This is a genomic window from Pseudoalteromonas obscura, assembly GCF_030135505.1.
Lineage (GTDB): Bacteria > Pseudomonadota > Gammaproteobacteria > Enterobacterales > Alteromonadaceae > Pseudoalteromonas > Pseudoalteromonas obscura.
Map to the genome: position 1 here is coordinate 56,900 of NZ_JASJUT010000015.1, position 25,210 is coordinate 82,109.

The window sequence follows — 25,210 nt, forward strand, 5'->3', positions numbered from 1 at the left end:
TAAAGCTAGGTGCGGTGGTGTTGTCAACTTTAAAGTTATAAAGTAACACTTTCGTAATTCGTCTTGCTCAGTAATCAGGCTTTTAATAAATCCAGATAATCAACGTATGTGTGTAGACTATTGAGGCATTATTAAGATACTAATGTAGGTTATGGTACAAAGCTGTACCTCACACATGGCTATGTTAAACTGGATGAATAATAACAAATCAGGAACAACTATATGACCAAAGCGCTTACCCCGCCAGTGGCTAAAAAAGTACCACATGAAATGGAAATTCATGGGCATAAAAGGACAGATAATTATTACTGGATGCGTGATGATAAGCGTCAAAATGACGAGATATTAGCCCACTTAAAAGCTGAAAATGATTACTGTGAAGCGGTGATGACACCGCAAAAAAGTCTTCAAGACCAGCTGTTTGAAGAAATGAAAGGGCGTATCGTCAAAGATGATTCATCCGTGCCAGTAAAAGATGGTCGCTATTGGTATACCAATGAGGTAAGCGGTGAGGAAGAGTATGGCCGTCACTATCGTGCGTTGAATGAAGCGATGGATGACAAAAGCTTATTGCTCGATGTGAATGAGTTAGCCAATGAATTTGAATACTACGAATTGGCAGACTTGACAGTAAGTCCAAATGATAACTTACTGGCGTATAGCGAAGACACCGATGGCCGCCGCATTTATACCGTGAAGTTTAAAGATTTAACCACAGGTCAAATGTTGGAAGATTGCCTCCTTGAAACGGAAGGTGAAGTGATCTGGGCCAATGACAATCGCACTGTATTTTACGTGAAAAAAGACCTTCAAACGCTACTTGGGTTTCAAGTCTATCGTCATGTTCTAGGTACGCCGCAAAGTGAAGATGTACTCGTTTACGAAGAGCAAGACAGTCAATATTACATGGGCCTAGGCAAAAGCCGCGACGACAGCCAAATCTTTATATATTTATCTGCGACAGAAACCAGTGATGTCCTTTATCTTGATGCTGAGCAGCCGATGGGCGATTTCCAGCGACTGCTAGCACGTCAAGAGGGCCATGAGTATGGTTTAGATAAGTTTGGCGAGTATTACTATCTACTGACTAATAGTGATGCGAAAAATTTTCGCATGGTACGTGTTGCATTGGATGCGGTAAATGACCCAAGCCAGTGGCAGGAGCTAATCGCACACCGTAAAAATGTGTTATTGGAAGGTCTAGAGCTGTTTGATTCGCACTTTGTGATCACGGAACGGGAAATGGGTCAGATCCGTTTTGTGATCCACGATTATTCAGGTGCGAGTTATCAGCTAGGCTTTGCCGATGAATGTTACTTTGCTGGCTTAGGGTATAATCCGGAGCCGAGTTCAACGTCGGTGCGTATTACTTACTCAAGCCTAACTACGCCAAGCAGCGTTTATGAGTGTGATTTGGCAACGGGACAAAAAACGCTGAAGAAGCAAGTCAAAGTGCTAGGAGACTTTAAGCCACAGGACTATGCATCTGAGCGTATACATATCACAGCCCGCGATGGCGAAAAAGTACCTGTTTCTATTGTGTATCGTAAATCTCTTTTCAATAAAGATGGCACCAACCCGTTGTTGCAATATGGTTATGGCGCCTACGGTTATACAATCGATCCGGTGTTTTCCAGCTCGACGTTGAGTTTATTAGATAGAGGATTTGTTTACGTAATTGCACATATTCGCGGCTCGGAAATGCTTGGTCGCCAGTGGTATGAAAATGGCAAAAAGGCCAATAAAGAAAATAGCTTTAATGACTTTGTGGATGTGACGCGCGCTTTAATCACGCAACAGTACGGCGCGACAGATAAGATCTTCGCATCTGGTGGCAGTGCAGGTGGATTATTAATGGGCGCAGTGATGAATCAGGCGCCAGAGCTGTATTTAGGTGTTGGATGTCATGTGCCATTTTTGGATGTATTGACCACCATGCTTGATGAATCTATTCCTTTAACGACCAATGAATATGACGAGTGGGGCAATCCTAATCAGTTAGCCGATTACGAGACAATTTTATCCTATTCTCCCTATGACAATTTAGCGGCGAAGGACTATCCTAATACTTTAGTCACTACTGGTCTGCATGACTCGCAAGTCCAATACTGGGAGCCAATGAAATGGGTTGCCAAGCTCAGAGAACTGAAAACTGACGACAACGTATTGGTATTTAAAACAGATATGGATGCGGGGCACGGTGGTGCTTCAGGCAGATTTAAGAGCTTACATGAAAAAGCGTTAGAAATGGCGTTTTTCATCTCTTTGCTGCCACAACCAACTGACTAATTAACCATTGCGTTGCGTAGGCATCGCGACCTTGGTTTAGGAGGGAGGATGTTTTCAGCACACGGTCAATGGCAAATTGATATTGCGCCGCCTACGGTATTTGTCAATTTAGTTGGCGCATTTAACTGTGAAGGGGTGATAGCGTTAGAGCAGGACGCACTTAAGCGTTGGCAAGCATTTAAACCGGGTCAATTACAATGCGCAGTGGTCAATTTAAGTGATTTTGAAATGACGACGCTCGATAGTATGTCGGCCCTCAAAACATATTGTAAAGATATGGAAATGCGTGGCTATCGCAGGATTGACTACATAGGTATCGATGCATTGTCACGTAAAGTCATCCGTGAGCTGTGGACTGACAGCAACATTAAGATACAGCTATACCTTGATGTTGCAGCATATCTGAGTCAGCACCCGGCATACCGAGGTGCTGCGCCTTGGTTGGACTAACCTAGGTAGGCTTTGAGCATCCACACCAGTTTTTCTTGTTCGGTAATGTAATCACTCATCAAAGAGGCTGTGCCCTCGTCTTCTGCATCTGCGGCTTGAGCCAGAATTTGACGCTGTGACTTAATCAATTGTGTAAAACCAGCAAGGAGTGTTGCAACCGCTTCTGGGCCATTTTGGATATCTTTTGCTTCAACAATTTCACTGGCGCTTAAGTAGTCGCTAAAAGCATGTAATGGCGTACCTTCAATGGTGAGAATACGCTCCGCTAACTCATCCACTTTCAACAGCAATTGATTATAAATTTCTTCAAACTTCACATGTAGTTCAAAAAATTCACGGCCTTTGATATTCCAATGAAAGCTGCGGGCATTCATATATTGGATCTGGTAGCTGCTCAATAATATGTTTAATGCTGCAACCAGTTGTTCACTTTTTTGTTCATCTAAACCGATACTGTTCGTCATAATTTGCTACCTTGTATTATTAATCCGTGAACTTCACGGCGCTTTAAAAAGTGTGTCACTGTGTGACCTTGTATGCTTTACAGTGTGGCTGAATGACAGGTAAAAGACTAACGATTAAAACCGATTATCGCCATCGAAAAAGCGGGTTGAGCCTGCTTAAACCTTGCCAATGTGTTTAATCATTCATCAATTTTTTGATCCACAACAAACTCAATTTAGTGTCTATTTAGAGTGATTTTACTGCTTGATGTAGGTCAAAAATCATACTTTTATTCAAGCCATAATGATTGTGCAAAGCGCCCATTTTGTTTTATTTGAGCCATTTTCAGGGCGTTATTTTTAAGGAGAGCACTATGAAAGGTAAAACAGAATCACAACATAAAGGTGAGCTTACCGTGGTTGTCATTGCGCTGGTGACTTTTGTGGTCGGGTTGGTAGGTCATTTGGCTGGTGCAAGTTATGCCAACTCTGACAGCTTTGGATACTTGGCGGCACCTGTACCACTGATCACAGGTATCATTGCCCTAGTTGCATATAAAGTGGCACAAAAAGCCGATAAATAGTTTAAGTATCGCGACTGATGACCTCAATAATATAGTCCATCACGCTGCGAGAGTAGATTAACGTGGTATGGCTGCGGTGGAAGATTTTGTGCTCGGCCATACCTTTTAATTTGGTTTCATCCAATAAAACAGTGCCATCTGAGCGACTGCCTTTTTGTAACAATGGCATTAAGCCGAGCGGCAGATCGCCTGCAATGCTATAAAGGCGTGCAGAAAATGGCCAGGTATTGGTCTCACTCAACAAATATTCGACACTATTTTTTAGCAAGCCATCAAGGCCTTTGTCATGCATATGTTTTGCAATGGCGCTGCCCTTATGTGGCGTGCCAAGCGTGATGACTTTTTCGACGTGCTGACTTTGCTGGGACGCGTTGGTCAAGTAATCTCTGGCTACCAAGCCCCCCATTGAATGGCAGACAAAAGCAGTGGGTTTATCACCGATAAACTGATCTATTTGATTGAAGATTGCCTGTCTGTTTGGGTCGAGCGTGTTGTAACTTAAGTTTAGAATCTCACACCCGGTTTTTTCTAACCGAGTACAAAGCGGCTGCATCACAAAACCTGACATATAGAGCCCGTGAAGGACGACGATCCGCTTTATTTTCATATTGAACCTTACTTAAGTTGTTGTGGCACTATTTGCACACTATGAGATGAGTCGCTGAGCCATATTTCGCCATCTTGAATGGTGGCTGTCAAATCCATGGAGCGGGCGAACAGCTCAGTCATTTGTGAAGTCGCAGAATAAGGCAAGCTGTATACGGTCAAATTACTATATTGATTTGCAGCTGATTGATTTTTCTTCCACCAAATCTCTTGGGTATTCTCGCCATAGGTGTATAGCACCACTTGCTGTGAACGCACAGCCGCTTTTTTAAGACGCTTCTCATCAGGTAAGCCAACATCAATCCACAGCTCAATATCATCGGTCAGGTTTTTCTGCCATGCTGCAGGCTCATCATCTACACACAGCCCCTTGGTAAAGCTCAACTCTTCGGTGTACTGCAAAATATAGGCAAGTAAACGCACCATCAATCGCTGTTCATTTTCAGAGGGGTGCTGTGCCAAAGTAAGTGACTTATCGGTATAGACATGCCTATCCATATCACTGATATTTAGGTGTGCTTTTAGAATTGTAGATTTTAGGGCCATGTTAATATGCTGAGAGTTTTTAAAGGCCCAGTATATCAAGATTTATCTATCTGGTGCGTTTTACGTTAAAATAGTCACAGATTTTAGTTTTGGAGAGATTTTTATGGCCATCCAATGGTTTCCTGGACATATGAATAAGGCGCGCAATGAGATCAAAGAGATCATGCCGCAAATGGATGTCATTATTGAAGTACTTGATGCGCGTATTCCGTATAGCAGTGAAAACCCCATGGTTGCGCAATTACGCGGTGACAAGCCGGTCATCAAAATCTTAAACAAAGCGGACTTAGCTGATCCGGAAATGACCAAAGCTTGGATGGCATATTTTGAGCAAGAAGATGGGGTGAAAACCTTATCATTTGGCCATGATAAAGCGGCTGAAGTACATCGTATTAATGCGCTATGTAAAAAGCTGGCGCCACATAAAGTGGGCCAAGATAAACAGTTGAAAGCGATGATTATGGGGATCCCGAATGTTGGTAAATCTACACTTATCAACATTTTAGCTGGACGTATAGTAGCCAAAACAGGCAACGAGCCGGCGGTGACCAAAGCGCAGCAACGCATTCGCTTAGAAGACGGTATCATGCTGTATGACACGCCGGGCATGTTGTGGCCAAAAGTAGAAAACGAAAACTCGGGCTATCGTCTAGCCGCAACGGGTGCCATTCGTGATACCGCCATTAACTATGAAGAAGTGGCGAGTTATACCGCTGAGTATCTACTTAAGGCATACCCTGAATTATTAAAGAGCCGCTATAAAATAGATGAGCTGCCAGACTGTGATTGGACGTTTATTGAAATGGCCGGACGCAAACGCGGCTGTATTCGCGGTGGTAATCAGGTGGATACCCATAAAATGTCAGAGATCCTCATCAACGAACTGCGCGATGCTGTACTGGGCCATGTGACAATGGAAACACCGCAAATGCGTGAAGAAGAAGAACAGATGGTCGCTGAGATCCGCGCCGCAGCTGAAGCTAAAAAAGCTGCGCGTGAAGAAGAGAAGCGACAACGCCGCGCACGAGCGAGAAAAAACCGCCGCTAATTAAGCGGCCTCAGCCAGCACTGAGCGATTTCGTCCAGTGCTTTTTGCGTGATACAAAGCGGCATCAGCGCGTTTGAGTAGACCATCTTCTGATTCGTCAATATGATATTGTGCAATGCCGATACTGGCGGTGACCTTGACTTCACAGCTGCTCACTTTGAGCTCCTGATGGATAGCATCGCCGATTTCTCGCCCTTGAGCCAAATCTGTTTTTGGTAACAAGACAACAAATTCCTCACCACCCCAACGACATACTGTACCTCTTTCACCTATAACTGTTTTACAGATATGTGCAACGTGCTCAAGTACTTTGTCTCCGACAAGGTGGCCATGGCGGTCATTGACCTGTTTAAAGTGATCAATATCCAGCATCATCATCACTAAGGGTGAAAACTGGTTACGTGCTTTTTGCAATTCAAGTTGCAGCTTTGGCTCAAAAGCTTGACGGTTGTACGTACTCGTCAGCTTGTCATAGGTCGCCATTTTTTCAAGACGTTTTTGGTAATGATTAAAAGTGAGTTGAGCACTAAATAAAATGACGCTGGTTATGACTATGCCCATCAGTAAGTTGATATATAGGCTGTCTGAGACTGAGTTATCCTGATCCAGTGATTGTTCGACAATAAGATACCAACCGAAGTGCTCTAAATAGCGAGAGTTAATAAATAATGTCGTATTTTCTTGTTCTAGGCGCAACTTATAGGTTTTATTGTCCAACAACTTAGCGCCGTGGTGACCAAACTTATCAGCGAGGGAGTAGTGGGTAAAGGTTGTGTCGTTATAAAACAACAGGCGACCTTTGTGATCGATAAAATAAATTTTTCTATCGTAGGTATGCTGATACTTATCAATTAAACGCTTCAAATGATCTAGCTTAATGCCAACACCTGTGATCCCTTTCACTGTATTGTCGACCATAATTTTGTGGTTCACGAATATTGTCGCCTGATGGTCGTCTCTTGGGTCTAAGTCAACATTGAGGGTGTAAGGTGCTGCGTTGTCCATGGTTTCTTGGTACCACTCATCTTGTGCATCAAGTGTGGTGTATTTACCATCATAGCGGTAGTAGGTTTTGTCATCACTGGTAACCAAAAAGCTGGTCACCGCGTCAAAGTCACTGCGTGTTTGGCGTAAATATTGAAATAAAACGTCCGGTTTTTTATCAGGGTTGGCTAACCAAGTGTGCAAAAAAGTATTGTTGGCCATTTGAGAGGAGATAATGATCGGTGCTTGCAACTGCTTTTGCAAGTCGGTATGGATAAGGTGGCTGGTCAATGGCAGCGCATCATTTTCAATACCGCGAAACAAAGACTGTTTTGCAATGAGCAAACTAAACCAGCTGGTAAATATAAACCCAGCTAATAAAAGCACCGTCAATATGCAGTTATATCGGTATCGTGTGTTAGTCATTGCACTAGATATTGGAACAAAGAGGCCGAGACTGTAGCAGTCAGGATGAAACCAATCCATTACACCAGATTACAGCTGTTTTTTACGAGCAATAAAAAAGGCCCTGTAAGGGCCTTTTAGGTTCATATCTACCGTCACCGATATGAGCAATGTAGCAAGTAAAATAGTAAGTGGGTTGGGTGTGCTCTACTTAAGGGGCGTTAAGATAAAGCACATGCAACCTATGCATTTTACGTGTGCACCACGTGTTTCAGGGTCTTGAAACAATTTAGCGTACTTAACAAAATGAGCCGTCTACTCACTTTGTTGAGATTGATTATCAATTGTATTTTGATCTATGTCAATATGTTTTTGAAAATAATTCTCATTTGTATTGTTTGGTTGAAGATCTTGATTAGTGTATTCAGCGCGAGTAGGTGAAGTTGTGCATTGTGCACTAAAGTTGGGCAAAGCGGCGTGCGTTGATCACATTCTGAAAATAGAAAAGCCCGCGGGTCAAGCGGGCTTTTTGTGTTCATATCTACCGTCACTGATATGAGCAATGTAGCAAGTAAAATAGTCGGTCTTTACAGGTTGCTTTAGGGGCGTAAAGCAACGCGTTATTACCTAGCGTGTTACGTTCGCTCAACGTGTTTCAGGGTCGAGAAACAAAATTAGAGTACTTCAACAAAATAAACCGTCACTTACTTTGTTGAGATTGATTATCAATAACATTTGTCGTGGTGTCAACACTTATTTGCAAATAATTCTCATTTATTTTTGGGGCCGTGGCTGTTCCGAATATCGCTTGTGTTTGAATTTATGTTAAAATTATTTTGCTAGTTTGTTTTGTGAATGGATAAATACAAGAGCTAACATTAAAAGGAGATTATATGCGTAATTTAGCCTCTTTATTTGCTGCGCTGAGTTTGTTGTGTTGTAGCATGACTAGTGTGGCGTTTGAACGTGTTTACGAACCGTTTATGTACTTTATGTCTCAAGGTAAAGAAGTCAAAGTGGACTTTATAACTCAGCATCGGGGATCAGAAGCGAAATATATGCAACTGTTCGTTGAGTGTTCTTATGAGTGCTCTCAAACTTGGTTTACTCAACGTTTGATGGAAGATTTTGTGCGTGCTTCGCAAAATAATACATTTTACGGCCGTTATTATATCGAAGAAGAACCTTGCTTTAACCCGTGGGATGATTGCACACCAATGAGCCCTCCAATTGATGCCCTAAATGAAGAAACGCTTGAAGCCGTAATATCGCCGCAGCGTTCTACCAATCGTCGTTACCACAATACAAGTACAGATTCACGGGACAAAACTTTCGCTGACAATATTGCAGGTGGTGTAGATACGACCGCTGGTTTAACCGATGTAGGGGCTATTGCTTCGTCAATTATTAATCGCACCAATAACACCCCAGGCATGCCGCAGGTCATGATCTGGGGTGAAAGGCGCGGATCTATGGGTCAAGTATATCCGACAAAGGTTTGCAAATTTAACGGTCACAATTGTGCGCCATTTAGCAAGTGGGCATTTATCGCTGATTTTAATACTGACACTGTCACCGTGCATTATGAGGTGAATAAATCAAATCCAGCCTCTCGCGAATTGGAGTATTTATTGGAGGAGTCCTTGGCAAAAATGAACTGGATGTGCACAACGTTCGAAACAGGGACATTACCAAACCTCGCTGCGCAGAAAATGTGCTATTTAAAGTGATAAATCGTTATTTTAAGTACAGTGAATAATACAACCAAGCCCGGTTTTGCAATCGGGCTTGGTTGTATTTGATCTATAGAACGAGGTATAAAAGTTACATAAAAATAACAATAGGGGTGGTTTCATGGTCAGTACTTTGGGGTTAATTTTTGCATTGGGTGCGCTGATCTGGCTGACATTACGGGGAATGAACCTGTTTATTACGGCGCCTTTGTGTGCTGTGTTGGTGGCGCTTAGCAGTAATATTGCGCTGTTTAATGGCGCTGAAGGGGGCAATTTTGTTTCCTTGTATATGTCGGGGTTTGGCGGTTTTATCCAAGCTTGGTTTTTTATGTTTTTACTGGGGTCACTATTCGGTAAATTTATGGAAGACACCGGGGCTGCGGATGCCATAGCGCGTTACATCACTGACAAAATAGGGATGAAACATGCCGTTTTTGCGATAGTGCTGGCCTGCGCACTACTTACCTATGGTGGTGTCAGTGTATTTATTGTGGCCTTCTCTGTGTATCCAATGGCACTGAGCTTATTTAAAGATGCAAACTTACCTCGGCGGTTTATTCCTGCAGTGCTGGCATTTGGCTCGGTCACTTTTACCATGACTTCGGCGGGGTCGCCCGAAATACAAAACTGGATCCCAATTAAGTATTTGGGGACTTCCCCCTATGCGGCCTGGCAGGAGAGCTTGGTGGTCGCAGTCTTTATGGCTGTTTTGGGTTACTTTTTACTCGTTAAAATGATTAAAAAAGCAGTGGCAAATGGTGAGCAATTTGTTGCAAGGCATGATGATCCCATCGAAGACAGCCGCCATCTCCCTCACCCAATCACCGGTCTTGTACCGCTGTTCGTGGTACTGGCTTTGTCATTTTTTCTGCATGAGAAACTACAGCAAAGTGCTTTGATTGTGGCCTTACTGGGTGGTGTTTTGACGATCTTGGCAGTCAATTTTAAATATTTTAAAGACATCTCAAAAGCCATTAATCTGGGCACCACGGGGGCGTTAGTGGCGATCGGCAATACCGCTGCAGTGGTGGGTTTTGGTGCTGTGGCTAAAGGCACACCAGCATTTCAAGAAGCTGTCGCTTTGATGACCTCTATTCCTGGCAATGAGCTGCTTGGCGCCGCTATTGCGATCAGTGTTATTGCGGCATTGACGGGATCAGCGTCTGGTGGGCAAGCAATTGCATTACCGTTAGTTGCGCCGCACTATTTAGATTTGGGAGTCGATGAAAACCAGTTACATCGTGTTGTCGCGATTAGTTCGGGTGCACTGGATACCTTGCCACACAATGGCTACGTTGTGACAACGGTCCGCGCGATTTGTGGCGAAAAGCATCAGGACGCCTATTGGCCATTAGCAGTCTTAACAGTATGCGTTCCCTTGTTGGGCGTAGCCTTGATACTTGGGTTATTCATTTGGTTTTAATCGCAAGGTTGTACTGTAGCTTGACTGTTGTCATGCAAAATTAATTGCATTGTACTAACTTTGACAAACACAAGGGCTGAGTCAAATCAGCAAACAGAGCACATAAAAGGAGAAAAATATGCATTGTCATGAAATTGATTACGAAATCATTGGCGAATCTATGCAAATGGTTGAAGTGGAGCTCGATCCAAATGAAACGGTTATAGCGGAAGCTGGCGCCATGAACTATATGCAAGATGGCATTAGCTTTGAGGCCAAAATGGGTGATGGTTCGGATGTCGACCAAGGGTTTATGGGTAAGTTATTCAGTGCAGGTAAGCGTTTAATAAGTGGTGAGTCGCTATTTATGACGCATTTCACCAATGAAGGCAGTGGCAAAAAACGCGTGGCTTTTGCTGCGCCATTCCCGGGTTCTATTCTCGCGTTAGATATGGCACAGCTAGGCAAGTCAGTGTATTTACAAAAAGATTCATTTTTATGTGCGGCGCTAGGGACCAAAGTTGATATTGCATTTCAGCGTAAACTCGGCGCAGGTTTTTTTGGTGGTGAAGGGTTTATTTTGGAGCACTTACAAGGGGATGGAATGGCATTTGCCCACGCCGGTGGCACAGTTGTGGAAAAGCAGCTCAATGGAGAAACCCTCAGAGTGGATACCGGCTGTGTGGTTGGCTTTAGTGAAGGCATTGAGTTTGATATCGAGCGTGTCAAAGGTCTAAAAAGTATGTTCTTTGGAGGAGAGGGCCTCTTTTTGGCAACTTTGCGTGGTCATGGCACTGTGTGGATCCAAAGTTTACCATTCTCGAGGTTGGCGGATCGTGTGCTTGAACATGCGCCAAAACACGGTGGCAGCAGGCAAGGTGAAGGCTCCGTGTTAGGCAGTGTTGGCGATATTATTGACGGTGATTAAGCTTAAACACGGCTTATTTAATGCAGTTCAACAATGCAATATCGCAGCGAATGCGTTTTAATTGCAAATTGGCTGCATTTTAATCGACTTCAAGGATGATGTTCGCCTAAAGAGGTGATATACTCCCGCCGAATAATTTTTCTACTTTAAATAGAGTAAAACAATGGCAGATTTATCGAAATACAGAAACATTGGTATTTTCGCGCACGTTGATGCGGGTAAAACTACGACCACTGAGCGTATTCTTAAGCTTACTGGTAAGATTCACAAAACTGGTGAAGTACACGATGGTGAGTCAACTACTGACTTCATGGAACAGGAAGCAGAGCGTGGTATTACTATCCAGTCAGCAGCTGTTACTTGTGAGTGGAAAGGCCACCGTTTAAACGTTATCGATACTCCTGGACACGTTGACTTCACAGTTGAAGTATACCGTTCACTTAAAGTTCTTGACGGCGGTATCGGTGTATTCTGTGGTTCTGGTGGTGTTGAGCCTCAGTCAGAAACTAACTGGCGTTATGCAAACGAATCAGAAGTTGCACGTTGTATCTTCGTAAACAAACTAGACCGTATGGGTGCAGACTTCTACCGCGTAGTAGGTCAAGTAGAGAAAGTACTTGGCGCAAACCCACTAGTTATGACTCTTCCTATCGGTATCGAAGATCAGTTCACAGGTGTTGTTGACGTACTAGAAAAGAAAGCATACATCTGGGACGAGACTGGCCTTCCAGAAAACTATGAAATCACTGACGTTCCAGCTGACATGGTTGAGAAAGTTGAAGAGTACCATGAGATGCTAGTTGAGTCTGCTGTTGAGCAAGACGACGACCTAATGGAAGCATACATGGAAGGTGAAACTCCTTCACTAGAGCAAATCAAAGCTTGTATCCGTAAAGGTACACGTGACCTTGCTTTCTTCCCAACTTTCTGTGGTTCTGCATTCAAAAACAAAGGTATGCAGCTAGTACTAGACGCAGTTGTTGATTACCTACCTTCTCCAACTGAAGTTGATCCTCAGCCTCTAACTGATCCTGAAACTGGTGAGCCTACTGGTGACGTTGCGACAGTTGACGCTGACGAGCCACTTAAAGCGCTTGCGTTCAAAATCATGGACGACCGTTTCGGTGCACTTACGTTCATCCGTATCTACGCTGGTCGCATGAAAAAAGGTGACACGATCCTTAACTCTGCAACTGGTAAAACTGAGCGTATCGGCCGTATGGTTGAGATGCAAGCAGACGAGCGTAACGAACTTACTGAAGCACAAGCTGGTGACATCATCGCAGTTGTAGGTATGAAGAACGTTCAAACTGGTCACACTCTATGTGATCCTAAGCACGAATGTACACTAGAAGCGATGATCTTCCCTGATCCGGTAATCTCTATCGCTGTTGCACCTAAAGATAAAGGTGGTAACGAGAAGATGGGTATCGCTATCGGTAAGATGGTTGCAGAAGATCCGTCATTCCAGGTTGAGACTGACGAAGATTCAGGTGAAACTATCCTTAAAGGTATGGGTGAGCTTCACCTAGACATTAAGGTAGACATCCTTAAGCGTACTTACGGCGTTGAGCTAGTTGTTGGTCAGCCGCAGGTTGCTTACCGTGAAACTATCACGCAAGAAGTTGAAGACAGCTACACGCACAAGAAGCAGTCTGGTGGTTCTGGTCAGTTCGGTAAGATCGACTACCGTATCAAGCCTGGTGAAGTTGGTTCTGGTTTCACGTTCTCATCTTCAGTTGTTGGTGGTAACGTACCTAAAGAATTCTGGCCTGCAGTTGAGAAAGGCTTCGCGTCAATGATGGAAGAAGGTGTTCTAGCTGGCTTCCCTGTACTAGACGTTGAAGTTGAGCTATTCGACGGTGGTTTCCACGCAGTTGACTCATCAGCAATCGCATTCGAAATCGCTGCTAAAGGCGCTTTCCGTCAGTCTATCCCTAAAGCGGGTGCACAACTTCTTGAGCCAATCATGAAAGTTGACGTGTTCACTCCAGATGACAACGTAGGTGACGTAATCGGTGACCTTAACCGTCGTCGTGGTATGATCAAAGACCAAGAAGCTGGCGCAATGGGCGTTCGTATCAAGGGTGAAGTACCTCTATCTGAAATGTTCGGATACATTGGTCACCTACGTACTATCACGTCTGGTCGTGGTCAGTTCTCAATGGAATTCTCTCACTATGCACCATGTCCGCAAAACGTTGCTGACGCGGTAATCGCTGCTGAGAAAGAAAAGAAAGCTGCTAAGTAATTAGCCAACACCTTTCTTTTTATAAAAACCGCCTTAGGGCGGTTTTTTTATGCGCCTGCCAATCAACCTACTCGGTAAATTGATTCACTTCGCATCTTCAATTCTTATTTAATGAATTTATTTATTTGTAAAATGTAAACAATTGTCAAGCAATAATTCCAATCCTTTTGGATTTTCCCTTTTTATAAAAATACACCTTTATCATGAAATAAAACAAATTATCAATAGGTTAAGTTGGCATATTTTTCGGATCAGGTATATGAAGCATGATTCTACTGGTTAAATTAACACCATATTGTTGAAAAAAACTATCAAGCGAACTTGATTTAGGGACATGGCGAATTTATCATGTGCGGCTTGTAGTCTTTAGGTGAGTGAATTGAGTAAAATTTGGAGGTACTCATGAAAACAATCAACTTACAAATCAACTGGTACGTGTATTCATTACAGCTGATGGTGTTTATTCTACTGTACGTAATGTTTTTGAAGCTTGATCTCTCAATGATGGCAAAATTGATCGGTGGTGTGGGTAGTATTGCGACTATGCTGTCGGTGGTTAGTGTTATCTTTGGGAAGAAATACGTTCACATTGATAAGGCTGGTTTTAGTTATCGGACCTTTTCTAGAACATGTTATTTGCACTCCGATGATATTAAAGCGCTAAAAGTCACTAAAATAGCTGGTTCATATATACTCTCAGTGCAGTTACAGTCAAATAAGCAGGCTTCTTTTCCGTACTGGATGGCTAATCAAGATGAGGTGCTAAGGGCTGCTAAGCAGTTTGATTGTGCGCTAGTAGGCGCGTCGCTCTCAGAAGTTAAAGCTTAATAAAAAAGCGCCGCAAGGCGCTTTTTTATTGCATGTTACTTATGTATGCGACGTCTGAAAGCGAAGGGAAGTGCAAGTAGGCTTAACCAGCCAAAGCTGCCGCTTTGCTCTTCATCGGTGTCATCTACGTTTTCAATATGGATAATGACCTCAACTTGTTCAGAAAGGTTCCCAGCAGAGTCCTGTGCTTGAACTAATAAGTTTAGGCGGTTATCAAATTCATAATCGAGTTCACCTGTGGTGACAATTTGTCCATTGGCATTAATACGCACAGCAGTGCTGCCAGAAACAATGAATTTCTCAACCGGTGTCTCTTCTGCATCTCTGTCAATAAAGTCAAGTATGCCGATCACAGAGTTGATGGGGGTGTCTTCTTTGACCGAGAAGCTTTGGCCCGTCGTGATCTCTGGAACCGGGTTGACTGGCGCTACCGGTGGTTGAGTTTTAAACTCAACAATCACTGGGTCGTGATCTGATGCACGATACATGTGCTCAGCATATAAGGCTGCAACATGGTGCTCTGATTTGAATTCCGTGTTGTAATCGAGCGCGATTGGTTCATCTGCACTGATATGCCAATCTGTTGCATCGGTCACTTTATCAAGTAGAGATTGACTTGCTAGAGCATGGTCTAAGCTCCCGATACGGGCACCGTAGCTATATGAGTAGCTGTGTGTATTGCCATCAATATGGTGGATCACATTGTGAAGGCCTTGGTTAGCAAACTCAGAGATTGGGTCTTCTTTCGCATAGGCATTCATATCACCAACGAGTAGGATATCTGCATCCTGATTGCCTGTCGGCTTGCTGTTTAACCACTCAGTAAAAAGGGTTGCAGCTTGTGTACGTGTCGCGTTCCAGCAGCCTTGGCCATCATTTTGGTCTTTGTCTAGTCCCTCTGCTTTGCTACAACTTCCTTTAGAGCGCAGGTGGCCTACGGCAAAAGTAAACTCTTCGCCTGTGCTGATAGCACGGAAGCTTTGGGCAATTGGTGGACGGTTCCCATAGTCAAATGGCTCTGCAGTGGTGAAGCTTGCAATTCCTGCTTCAGCTACTTTATCTGCACGATAAATAATGGCTGAAGTGATGGCGTCTGTACCAATTTTGTCTACATTGAAGTTCACAAATGCATATTGATTACTGGGGTTTGCTGCATTAAGTGCATTGACCAAAGATGCAATTGCGCTGAGTTCGTCAAAGCCGTCATTCTCTACTTCCATTAAGCCTAGTACGTCAGCATCCAATGCTGTGATTGCCGATACTAATTTGGCTTGCTGGCGCTGTAGCTCAGCCTCGTTGTCTGCGCCACGCGGTGTTGGGAAACCACCACCTTGGCCATCACCATTGAAGTAATTTAATACATTGAAACTAGCAATACGCAGATCGCCTTCTTCACTTAGGTCTGGGGCGTCTGTACGGGGATTGGTATTGACGAACTCGGGCGTCATGGTTGGGTGAATACGATATTTGCTAAAGCTATATGCTACGACACCGGTCACGCTGTTCGTGCTGTCACCTAAACGCAGTGTGTTATATGCATCAAAGCCTGTGCTAGGGTAAGGAACTGTTTCTGGGTTTTGCGTTGTGGAACCATCATCAAGCGTGATAGCTTTTAATTTATTGGTGGCTTCCACTGCATTGGCGGCTTCACCTGGCTCAGCAACTTGAGTACTTTGATACAGCCTTTCAGACGCAAGGCCGAGTTCGCCATAGCGAGATAGACCATAATTGTCTGTAATATAAAGTGGCTGGTTGATAGTAACCAACATGCCTTCAATTGCTTCAAAATCATTGAGGTCACTGACCGGTAGTGTCAGTTGGGTTGCGCTAAATTCAGCACTACCACAGATCTCAACTTGCTCTACATTGCCCAGTTGTGTTGAATCGTAGAACTCCTGAACTGTGCCTTTAATACGCACGGTATCACCAACGTTTACGTCTGAATTTGCATCATAAATAAATAGACCTTCAGACGTGCTTGGATCGGTATCCATATGAGCAGATAGTGATTGTACAAAGAACCCCTTAAGTTGGTTGTCTGCTTGTAAATCAGCTGTGACAACGCCTTCTAAGACAACGACTTGATCTTTAAGTGGACTAATCTCACCATTACCTTGAATTGCATTGATTGTGGTGATCGGATCGCCACACACTAAAGGCTCAGCTGGCGGCTCGATTGGCTCTTCACCACCGTCGTCTGTATTGCTCTGGCCGTGCACACCTAACCCAGAAAAGTCGTCTTTGTCGAATTGCAACCATTGTTCACTCGGGTCAAAAGCAGCATCAGCTGTACTTCGGCCGATAGTGACTTCTGGTTTACGACGCAGTGTTTTATCTTTTGTAATTACACCACCGCCTTCCCAGTTGGAGCCTGGATCTGTACCCAACTGGCCGAAACTGTCAACGATGGCATCTCCTTTATGCAGAACGACTGCATCATCACCATTAAACCAGCTGCCGCCGATATCTAAATCGGCTTTATCTTTGATTAGCGCCACTGCATTGCTATTGGCAATGACAAAAGTACCTTTGGCTGCGATTGAACCACTCAATGAGATATTGTTAGACGCACTGGTATTGCCGTTAGAGTAGTAACTCAAAGTGTAGTCTGACAGAGAAATCGCTTCATCAGATGTGTTATATAGCTCTATCGCCTTATTATTCGAGCTGCCCTCAATATACTCTGAAATAATGACTTGAGCTTGTGCAGATGCGGTTGTTGCAGCGATTAGCATCGCCAGTGGTGTTAGTTTTGTTTTTATCATAGTTGTCCCGTGTAGTGTATTTAGGCCCAAAAGGGGCCGACAGCTTACGGGGAGTATGTTACACATTAATGAATAAATGTTAATAATCAAGATAAAAAAAGGAGCAATTTATTGCTCCTTTATAAAATATTCTTTAATTTTTAATTATTCATTGAGCCATATCGCGACTTGTTTAGCAAAATAGGTCAAAATGCCATCAGCACCAGCGCGCTTAAATGCTAAAAGAGATTCCATAACGACAGGTTTTTCTGCGAGCCAACCATTGTCAATGGCCGCTTTATGCATTGCATACTCACCACTGACTTGATAGGCAAATGTAGGTACACCAAATTCGTCTTTTACTCTTCTGACCACATCGAGATAGGGCATACCTGGTTTTACCATCACCATGTCAGCACCTTCTTGCAGATCTAGGGCAACTTCACGCAGTGCTTCATCAGAGTTTGCGGGGTCCATTTGATAGGTTTTTTTGTCAGCGCCTTTCAAATTGCCTGCTGAACCAACCGCATCTCTGAATGGGCCGTAATAACTTGACGCATACTTAGCTGAGTAGGCCATGATACGAGTATGAATATGACCAGCTTCTTCTAGGGCGTCGCGGATGGCTCCGATACGACCATCCATCATGTCTGACGGTGCCACGACATCCGCTCCAGCTTCTGCATGAGAAAGCGCTTGCTTAATTAAAATTTCAGTCGTGACATCATTTATTACATACCCACTGTCATCTATGATGCCGTCTTGGCCATGAACTGTGAATGGATCTAGTGCTACATCAGTGATCACACCTAGTTCAGGACAGGCAGCCTTGAGTGCTTGAATAGTGCGCTGTGCGAGGCCTTCTGGGTTATATGCCTCTTCCGCCATGAGAGACTTTTTATCTGCTGGTGTAACCGGAAAGATAGCGATAGCTGGCACGCCTAATGTGTGAAGTTGTTTTGCTTCTTCTACGAGTAAATCGATGGACAAACGCTCGATCCCCGGCATTGAGGGGATGGCTTCACGGCGATTTTTCCCTTCTAAGACGAAGACAGGATAAATTAGATCGGCTACGGTTAAAGTGTTTTCACACATTAAACGGCGAGAGAAGTCGTCTCGACGCATACGTCGCATACGTGTGTAAGGAAATAGATCTAGTCCTGATTGAGCCACATTAAGTCTCCTGCTTATGTTGATAAATACAAACTTGATTGCGCCCTTGTTGTTTAGCTTCGTAAAGTGCTTTGTCAGCGAAATCAGTGAATAGGGTCGGGTTTTGTGTATCTTGTGCGATGGCGCTGTAAAGACCCGCGCTGGCTGTGAACTGAATACTTTGATCTGCAATATTGACTGTGCAAGTTGCTGTTGCCTGACGAATTTTTTCAGCAAGCTCTTGTGCGCCAGTTGCATCAGTATTCGGTAATAAAATCACAAACTCTTCACCGCCATAACGAAAGACTTCATCATGAGGTCGTTTCAAATACTGTTGAATGGTATTGGCAAAGGCACAAATGGTTTGATCCCCAGCCAAGTGACCGTATACATCGTTAACTCGCTTAAAGTGGTCAATATCGAGCATAATCACACTTAAAGTGGTTTGTTCTCGGCGAGAGCGTCTGACTTCCATCATTAGGCGTTTATCGAAATAACGGCGGTTTTTCACTTTGGTTAATGGATCTTCCATATTGAGCCGTTCAAGCTCTCGGTTCTTTTCTTCCAATTCACGCAGTGTGACTTGAAGCTCAAATGTGCGCTCATCAATACTGCTTTCGAGGTCTTGTTGTGCCTGTTCATGGATCATCAGTTTTTCTTTAAGAAGCGCATCTTCCGCACGTGTTTTAGCCAATTTTTGCTCTTGTTGTTTGATATGGCTTTCACGTTCGAAAATATATTGCTTTGCCAACGCATAACTAATATAGATACACACAAAGAGTGAACACACATAGGTAACTGGACGTTCAAGCAATGCGCCCGAAAGGAGTCCTAGCTCAAAACCAAATTGATAGCATAAAGATATCATCAAACTTAGGTAAACAGTTACCGCAGGTATTCTTTGACTGAGTTTTTGTAACGGCGACTTGATGGTGATCACAAAAAAGTATACTACCGAGGTGATGGCAAAGGCATAAGCCACTTTTAGCGCCACGGTGATGGGTAAAAATGTGCACAACAAAGTGATAACAAGGCCTCCCGCAAGCAGGTATTTTAACCAGCTATCTACATTGGGAGCTGTGCTAATCGGCAATATTCGGCTGCGTAAAATAGGAATAATAGCTAATGTTGACAGGAGAACTAGAATGCTTTGTCCGTATTGTTGCATCCATTGCCAGTCTGCATATAGGTACCTATAGCCAAAGCCATACAAATGCACCAACAACAGCCATACACTAGAGAGCAACAAAGTGCCATGAAGGAAGTACTTGCGGCGTGTAAAGCTGTACATGGTAAAGTTTGTCGCGATCATTGCCAGCAAGAAACCAGCTAAAATACCGTAAATAAGATTAAACTTACTTTTATACTTTAAATATTCCACCGGGTGCCACAAACTGAGTGGGATATTGAGGGCGCCATGGTGTTTGACTTTGAGGTAGAGCGTTGTCTGGCGCTTGCCGAGGAGCTCAAGGGGGATCAACTGTGCTTCGTGCTTAATTGGGCGTTGCATCAAGGGCCTACTGTCACCCAGATCTAGCGTCAATATGGCATGGTTCGGCTGCATGATATAAGCCGTGATATTGTCCAGTAGGTTATTATTCACGCTGAGCAGCAGTGGCAATTCTATAAGGCTATCATTTCGAAGAACTATTTTGAGCCATACTTGTTGTTCGACTTCGCCTAAGTTAAGCGCCCCAGAATCATGATATTGCCAATTGGGACGGCTGTTGAGTAAGTCTTGAATATTGTCAATTGTGGTTACTGTATAGCTGAAAGGCATTGAGGCTTCATGCATAAATTGAGCATGGAGTTTGTAGGTGTTCGCTTGTGTCTCGGGATTAAACTCGATGCTGGCAAACGCCTGATAAACATTAAAAAGAAGACCTAACAGTAACCATACCTTCATCATTGAGCACTCTGTTTTTGCGCCATAAACAGCGCATTGAAGTTATCACGGCTATGGGCTGCAATGGTATCGACATCGGTGTTTTTTAGTAAAGCGATTTGCTCGGCAACAGCGTGCAAATAAGCTGGCTCATTGCGTCTAGATTTGGGTTTAGGCGACAGCGTACGTGGTAATAAATACGGGGCATCAGTTTCAATTAACAGCCTATCACTGGGAATATATTGAATCAATTCACGTAATTGCTGGCCTCGTCTTTCGTCGCATACCCATCCAGTCACACCGATCATCAAGCCATAATCGAGATAAAACTTCAGCGCTTGGCGGTCACCTGTAAAACAGTGCAGCACCCCTTTGATGCGATGTTCCAAGAGCAAAGCACGCATGCGCTCATGGGCATCGCGCTCATGAAGGTATGCTGGCATATTTAATTGCTGTGCAAGCGCCAATTGGGCTCGACAGATCTTTTCTTGTTGGTCACGTGGTGAAAAATCACGGTTAAAGTCGAGGCCACATTCGCCAATGGCTACTACCTGTGGTGCACGTGCAAGCTGGGTTATTTGTGCTATATAATCTTCTGGAGCGTCTTTCGCATCGTGTGGATGGATCCCCGCCGTACTCACAAATTGGTGAGTTTTTGCCAAATCGAGACTTTCTTGGCTAGTGATTAAATCACAGCCAATTAGGAGCATGTTATTGATTTTTGCGTCTTTGGCTCTTTGAATGACATCGGCGCGATCTTTATCAAATTGCGCACTGGTTAAATTGACCCCTGCGTCGATCATTGTGTGCATTTATTTTATTCTTTTTACGCGAATTGTCCGGCTAGAACCCGATTTACTCATTAGAAAGGAGCTAAACGAGCCTCGTTTGATGGTGACAGAGTCACCTTGTTTCGCAAAAAACGCATCGCTGCCGATTTGTTTCCAAACTTGCTGATTTGACAATTCAAATGTGCGTACTCCATGCGCTGATTTGTTCACCTGGGTAACTTTTGCAGTGATGTTGTCTACGTAGTCTTTTTGCTGTGTGATTTTATTTTCTAAACCAAAGCGCTCTGGCTGGTGAGAATTTGTTTGTTCTACTGCGTTATGTTGGTGTGGTAATGCGGTGTTCGCTTGGTTATTTTTGACAACTTGTCTGCTCTGATATTGATTCATAGCTTGGTCATAGCATTGCAGTCGCTGTTGATCTTGCTGAATACTTTGGCAAGCTGTTAGGTTTGCATCAATCGTCTCATGGGCATGCGCTGCAATAGAGGCACACAAGGTCATTAAGGCAAACCAATTATTCATTATTCATTTCCTGTTGCTGAGATTTTTTGCTGTATATACCCGCGAGTATAATGCCCATTTCAAATAATAATAGCATTGGCACGGCAAGTAAGGTTTGTGACAGTACATCTGGCGGTGTCAAAAACATTGCCACGACAAATACGCCGACGACAATATAAGGACGTTTATCTCTTAAACTTTGAGTTGTTGTCACACCGCTCCAACATAGCAACATGATGGCGACCGGAATTTCAAATGCAATGCCAAAAGCGAAAAAGAGTTTCAGAATAAAAGCGAGGTAACTACTAATATCTGGGGACAGTGTCATCATTGTTGGGCCAACGGCGGTAAAAAAGCCTAAAATAATTGGCATAACAACGAAGTAACAGAATGCAATTCCAGCATAAAAAAGCACGATACTAGAGAGCAATATCGGCATTAACATGCGCTTTTCATGTTGGTATAACCCCGGCGCTAAAAACCCCCAGACTTGATGCAAGATAAAGGGTATCGCCAAAAACAAAGAGACAAACAAAGTGAGTTTGAAAGGGGCAAAAAACGGCGCTGTCACGTCGGTTGCTATCATTGTGGCATTTTCTGGTAAGCTCAATACCAGTGGGTTGGCAACAAAAGCATAGATATCGTTGGCAAAATAAACCAAAGATAAAAAGATAACCAATACGCTAAGCAGGGCTTTGATAATTCGGTCCCTCAGTTCAATGAGGTGACCTATAAAACCACTGTTCTCCGATTCTGACATGGGGATTCCTGTTACTTCTGACGGGGCTAGTCTTTCTTCGATGTTTGTTTTGTGGAGTCACTCTGGTAACTGTGGCGCACAGACTCTGCCGCCTTTTTGAGTTCGTCAACGGACTCCTGTAACTCCGGTGCTAAGTCATTCATGTTTTGTTGCTCAGCTTTTTTCAAATTGGCATGAAGTTCATGAACTCTGAGTTCTTCATTCACCTCAGCTTTTACAGAGTTAGCGACTGATTTTACGGTACGTATCCAGCGACTGACTGTTCGAATGGCCACGGGTAAGCGTTCCGGCCCCAGCACCACTAAACCGACAATCAAAATGACGACGAGCTCCCACATGCCCATGTAAATTATACCTTTTCTTTATCTGTTTCGGTGCTAGCAGATTTAGTTTGTGTTTGGCTTTGGATCGCGTCTTTTGGTTTATCCGCTTCTTTACTGTCTTCATCAGACATTGCTTTTTTAAAGCCTTTCACTGCGTTTCCGAGATCACCACCCATACCGCGTAATTTTTTCGTGCCAAAAAGCAAAACAATGATTGCAAGGACAATCAACAATTGCCAAATACTGATTCCACCTAATCCCATAACGACTCCATTTATGTGTTATTTGTATTTACTGAATTGATTATACGCCTAGCGTATAAAATATCACCCTGTTTTACGCCAAGCGCAAACAAATAGCAAGCTTGCCAACACAGCACTACCAAGGCTTGCGCCGCTGAGTTCGGCGATAAAACAAAGCCCGGCAATAATTGCAAAGGTCGATGCCGCCATGCCGAGTAAAATGCTCTGCATTGTTTGTTTATTGAAGCTTGGTGAAGCTACTTGAGGGCGGTGGTGTTGGCGTTTGAGGTTTTGATAGATCAAATCTGGCAGTTCGGGCATTTTTTCAGCCCAAAAAGGCAGGTTTTGATACAACTTTTTCGCGACCGCCATTGGTCCCACTTGCTCTTTAACCCAATGCTCTAAAAACGGTTTGGCTGTTTTCCACAGGTCCAGTTGAGGGTATAGCTGACGGCCCAGCCCCTCAACGTATAACAGCGTTTTTTGCAGTAGCACTAATTGCGGTTGAACCTCCATGTTAAAACGTCGTGCAGTATTAAATAGATTAACGAGCACATGACCAAACGAAATTTCGGCAAGCGGTTTGTTAAATATTGGCTCGCACACAGTGCGAATGGCAAATTCAAATTCTTCTACGCAGGTATCAGCTGGAACCCAGCCTGAATCGACATGCAGCTGGGCAACCTGGCGATAGTCGCGGTTGAAAAAGGCAATGAAGTTTTCAGCCAAGTAGCGCTTATCTTCGCGATTTAGGGTGCCGACGATACCGCAGTCAATACCAATATATTGTGGATTATCCGGGTGTTCATACGAGACAAAAATATTGCCTGGGTGCATATCTGCGTGGAAAAAACTATCGCGGAAAACTTGGGTAAAAAAGACTTCGACACCGCGTTCAGCGAGCAGTTTCATGTCAGTGCCTTGCGCTTCTAGAGTATCGGTATCAGATACAGGAATACCATAGATGCGCTCCATCACTAAAACATTTTGGCGTGAAAACTCACTATACACTTCTGGAATATACAGTGCCTCCGAGCCTTCAAAGTTGCGTCTAAGTTGAATGGCATTGGCCCCTTCGCGCATTAAATCAAGTTCGTCCAGCAGTGTTTTACGGTATTCACGAACAACTTCAACAGGGCGAAGCCTGCGCCCTTCACTGACGAGCCAAGCAAGAATTTTGGCAAATTGCTCCATTAACGAAAGATCGGCCAATATTTGCTTTTCAATGTCAGGACGGATCACTTTGACCACCACATCTTTTAGGCCATGTTCGGTTTGTAATTGCGCTGTGTGTACCTGTGCAATGGATGCGGATGCCAGTGGTTGCTGTTCGAAATGTTCGAACAAGGTGCTGATATGGGTTAGGTCTAACGCTTGCTCGATGAGTTTTTGTGCTTCACCGCCATCAAAAGGCTCTACGTTATCTTGCAATTGTGCTAACTCTTGAGCCATGTCGTGAGGTAATAGATCTCGTCGCGTTGACAGCATTTGGCCAAATTTGACCCATACAGGCCCTAGAGTTTGAAGTGCAAGACGTAACCGCGCGCCTGCCGACTTATCTTGATGCTTGTTTGGCAGCCAAAATAAGCTTTTTCTAAGGAGCTTTGCATACCAAGGGTGTAGTTGCTGAGGTAGCAGTTCATCTAGGCCGTAGTTTAGAAATGTTTTACCAATTTGATATAGGCGAGCGATGGACAATTCCAGCTCCTTAAAGTCAGTCAGTTAGTGCATTAATGCGTTGTTCAAGCGCAGCCAGTTGCGATGAAAGCGCTCTGGTTTGAGCTTTAAATTGTTGTAATTCCATAGGGTGGACAGTCACATTTAATTCATCCTGACAGAGCTGAGTTATCACCTGTTGCCAAGACTTTGAATGTAGTTGTGCGCTGTTAGCGCACTGTTTGACGCTACTCACCAAATGCTCTGCGCCGGCATCACCAAGATAACGAGACAGGTGTTCTGCCCAATCGATGTTTAAATTGGCAAACGCTTTACTGTAGGACTGTGCAAGGTGAAGGTCGCCTTCTAAGTCTAGCTTACCGGAGCGGATCAAACGGGTCAGTTGACTGGGGTCCTTTAATTCACCCAAGCAATCGAGAGAGGTGGTAATATGACAATCTGCACTGTCGTGGTAATTACCATAGACAAAACAATGTTTGCCGTTGTAGTGCAGAGCACAGGATAAGTTTAAGTCAGTTAGCGTCAAAGCAAGTACTTTGTGTGCTGTACTTTGCAGATCGCTGGCAAGATTTGGTTCAAGCGTTAAAAGACGATTAACAGCTTGCTCGGCGACAGCCGTCAAAACAGAAACCCACATA

At 43.9% G+C, this 25,210-nt stretch carries 23 protein-coding genes; 9 read left to right on the top strand and 14 right to left on the bottom strand.

What is annotated here, in order from left to right; genetic code table 11:
* Positions 1-222: 222 nt before the first annotated feature.
* Positions 223-2,289 carry a S9 family peptidase gene (locus tag QNM18_RS24595; RefSeq protein WP_284138703.1) on the top strand — a complete coding sequence of 689 codons (2,067 nt, stop codon included), beginning with the start codon at positions 223-225 and terminating at the stop codon, positions 2,287-2,289.
* A gap of 48 nt (positions 2,290-2,337) precedes the next feature.
* A complete protein-coding gene (locus QNM18_RS24600) occupies positions 2,338-2,739 on the top strand; it encodes a hypothetical protein (RefSeq protein WP_211013191.1) in 402 nt (133 codons plus the stop codon).
* Here QNM18_RS24600 and QNM18_RS24605 read toward each other — a convergent pair.
* The gene (locus QNM18_RS24605) at positions 2,736-3,203 is read right to left on the bottom strand and encodes a Dps family protein (RefSeq protein ID WP_023400246.1); all 468 of its coding nucleotides are present in this window, start codon (positions 3,201-3,203) and stop codon (positions 2,736-2,738) included. The genes QNM18_RS24600 and QNM18_RS24605 overlap by 4 nt on opposite strands.
* A 353-nt stretch (positions 3,204-3,556) precedes the next feature.
* Between QNM18_RS24605 and QNM18_RS24610 the strand changes: the two genes are divergently transcribed.
* On the top strand, positions 3,557-3,766 hold the full coding sequence (locus QNM18_RS24610) for a hypothetical protein (RefSeq protein WP_023400245.1): 210 nt from the start codon (positions 3,557-3,559) through the stop codon (positions 3,764-3,766).
* A gap of 1 nt (position 3,767) precedes the next feature.
* On the opposite strand, the gene QNM18_RS24615 is transcribed toward QNM18_RS24610, so the two are convergent.
* Together QNM18_RS24615 and QNM18_RS24620 are read right to left on the bottom strand one after the other, a co-directional pair.
* Positions 3,768-4,373: a PGAP1-like alpha/beta domain-containing protein gene (locus tag QNM18_RS24615; RefSeq protein WP_211013190.1), complete on the bottom strand. Its 606-nt coding sequence runs from the start codon at positions 4,371-4,373 to the stop codon at positions 3,768-3,770.
* Between the two features lie 8 nt (positions 4,374-4,381).
* Positions 4,382-4,918, bottom strand: a complete 537-nt coding sequence (locus QNM18_RS24620; RefSeq protein ID WP_023400243.1) for a YaeQ family protein — start codon at positions 4,916-4,918, stop codon at positions 4,382-4,384.
* Between the two features lie 103 nt (positions 4,919-5,021).
* On the opposite strand from QNM18_RS24620, the gene ylqF reads away from it, so the two are divergent.
* Positions 5,022-5,966 carry a ribosome biogenesis GTPase YlqF gene (gene ylqF, locus QNM18_RS24625; RefSeq protein WP_046354279.1) on the top strand — a complete coding sequence of 315 codons (945 nt, stop codon included), beginning with the start codon at positions 5,022-5,024 and terminating at the stop codon, positions 5,964-5,966.
* On the opposite strand, the gene QNM18_RS24630 is transcribed toward ylqF, so the two are convergent.
* Positions 5,967-7,376: a sensor domain-containing diguanylate cyclase gene (locus QNM18_RS24630; protein ID WP_284138704.1), complete on the bottom strand. Its 1,410-nt coding sequence runs from the start codon at positions 7,374-7,376 to the stop codon at positions 5,967-5,969. It lies immediately after the preceding gene.
* 872 nt (positions 7,377-8,248) lie between these two features.
* On the opposite strand from QNM18_RS24630, the gene QNM18_RS24635 reads away from it, so the two are divergent.
* From QNM18_RS24635 to QNM18_RS24655, 5 genes are all read left to right on the top strand, one after another.
* Entirely contained in the window at positions 8,249-9,085 is an 837-nt protein-coding gene (locus QNM18_RS24635; protein ID WP_284138705.1) for a hypothetical protein, read from the top strand.
* A gap of 124 nt (positions 9,086-9,209) precedes the next feature.
* Positions 9,210-10,511, top strand: a complete 1,302-nt coding sequence (locus QNM18_RS24640; protein ID WP_211013187.1) for a GntP family permease — start codon at positions 9,210-9,212, stop codon at positions 10,509-10,511.
* A gap of 118 nt (positions 10,512-10,629) precedes the next feature.
* Positions 10,630-11,418, top strand: a complete 789-nt coding sequence (locus tag QNM18_RS24645) for a TIGR00266 family protein (RefSeq protein WP_284138706.1) — start codon at positions 10,630-10,632, stop codon at positions 11,416-11,418.
* A gap of 163 nt (positions 11,419-11,581) precedes the next feature.
* Entirely contained in the window at positions 11,582-13,669 is a 2,088-nt protein-coding gene (gene fusA, locus QNM18_RS24650) for an elongation factor G (protein WP_211013185.1), read from the top strand.
* 402 nt (positions 13,670-14,071) lie between these two features.
* Entirely contained in the window at positions 14,072-14,497 is a 426-nt protein-coding gene (locus QNM18_RS24655) for a hypothetical protein (RefSeq protein ID WP_211013184.1), read from the top strand.
* Between the two features lie 35 nt (positions 14,498-14,532).
* On the opposite strand, the gene QNM18_RS24660 is transcribed toward QNM18_RS24655, so the two are convergent.
* The 10 genes from QNM18_RS24660 to QNM18_RS24705 all read right to left on the bottom strand — a co-directional run bounded on the left by QNM18_RS24660 (position 14,533) and on the right by QNM18_RS24705 (position 25,209).
* A complete protein-coding gene (locus QNM18_RS24660; RefSeq protein WP_284138707.1) occupies positions 14,533-17,262 on the bottom strand; it encodes an ExeM/NucH family extracellular endonuclease in 2,730 nt (909 codons plus the stop codon).
* 144 nt (positions 17,263-17,406) lie between these two features.
* Positions 17,407-18,414, bottom strand: coding sequence for a porphobilinogen synthase (gene hemB, locus QNM18_RS24665; RefSeq protein ID WP_284138708.1), 1,008 nt, complete (start codon positions 18,412-18,414; stop codon positions 17,407-17,409).
* A 1-nt stretch (position 18,415) separates the two neighbouring features.
* Positions 18,416-20,302 (bottom strand): sensor domain-containing diguanylate cyclase, encoded by a 1,887-nt coding sequence (locus QNM18_RS24670; RefSeq protein WP_284138709.1) that lies wholly within the window; start codon positions 20,300-20,302, stop codon positions 18,416-18,418.
* Positions 20,299-21,090 (bottom strand): TatD family hydrolase, encoded by a 792-nt coding sequence (locus QNM18_RS24675; RefSeq protein WP_211013180.1) that lies wholly within the window; start codon positions 21,088-21,090, stop codon positions 20,299-20,301. The genes QNM18_RS24670 and QNM18_RS24675 overlap by 4 nt, the downstream gene beginning before the upstream one ends.
* Complete coding sequence (locus QNM18_RS24680; RefSeq protein ID WP_211013179.1) at positions 21,091-21,591, bottom strand: type VI secretion system-associated protein TagO; 501 nt, start codon at positions 21,589-21,591, stop codon at positions 21,091-21,093.
* Positions 21,584-22,330, bottom strand: coding sequence for a twin-arginine translocase subunit TatC (tatC, locus tag QNM18_RS24685; RefSeq protein WP_211013178.1), 747 nt, complete (start codon positions 22,328-22,330; stop codon positions 21,584-21,586). The genes QNM18_RS24680 and tatC overlap by 8 nt, the downstream gene beginning before the upstream one ends.
* Positions 22,331-22,356: 26 nt before the next feature.
* Positions 22,357-22,674, bottom strand: coding sequence for a Sec-independent protein translocase protein TatB (gene tatB, locus QNM18_RS24690; RefSeq protein ID WP_211013177.1), 318 nt, complete (start codon positions 22,672-22,674; stop codon positions 22,357-22,359).
* 5 nt (positions 22,675-22,679) lie between these two features.
* Positions 22,680-22,916 carry a Sec-independent protein translocase subunit TatA gene (tatA, locus tag QNM18_RS24695; protein WP_211013176.1) on the bottom strand — a complete coding sequence of 79 codons (237 nt, stop codon included), beginning with the start codon at positions 22,914-22,916 and terminating at the stop codon, positions 22,680-22,682.
* A 63-nt stretch (positions 22,917-22,979) separates the two neighbouring features.
* On the bottom strand, positions 22,980-24,593 hold the full coding sequence (ubiB, locus tag QNM18_RS24700) for a ubiquinone biosynthesis regulatory protein kinase UbiB (RefSeq protein WP_211013175.1): 1,614 nt from the start codon (positions 24,591-24,593) through the stop codon (positions 22,980-22,982).
* A gap of 16 nt (positions 24,594-24,609) precedes the next feature.
* Positions 24,610-25,209 (bottom strand): ubiquinone biosynthesis accessory factor UbiJ, encoded by a 600-nt coding sequence (locus QNM18_RS24705; RefSeq protein ID WP_284138710.1) that lies wholly within the window; start codon positions 25,207-25,209, stop codon positions 24,610-24,612.
* Between the last annotated feature and the right edge of the window lies 1 nt (position 25,210).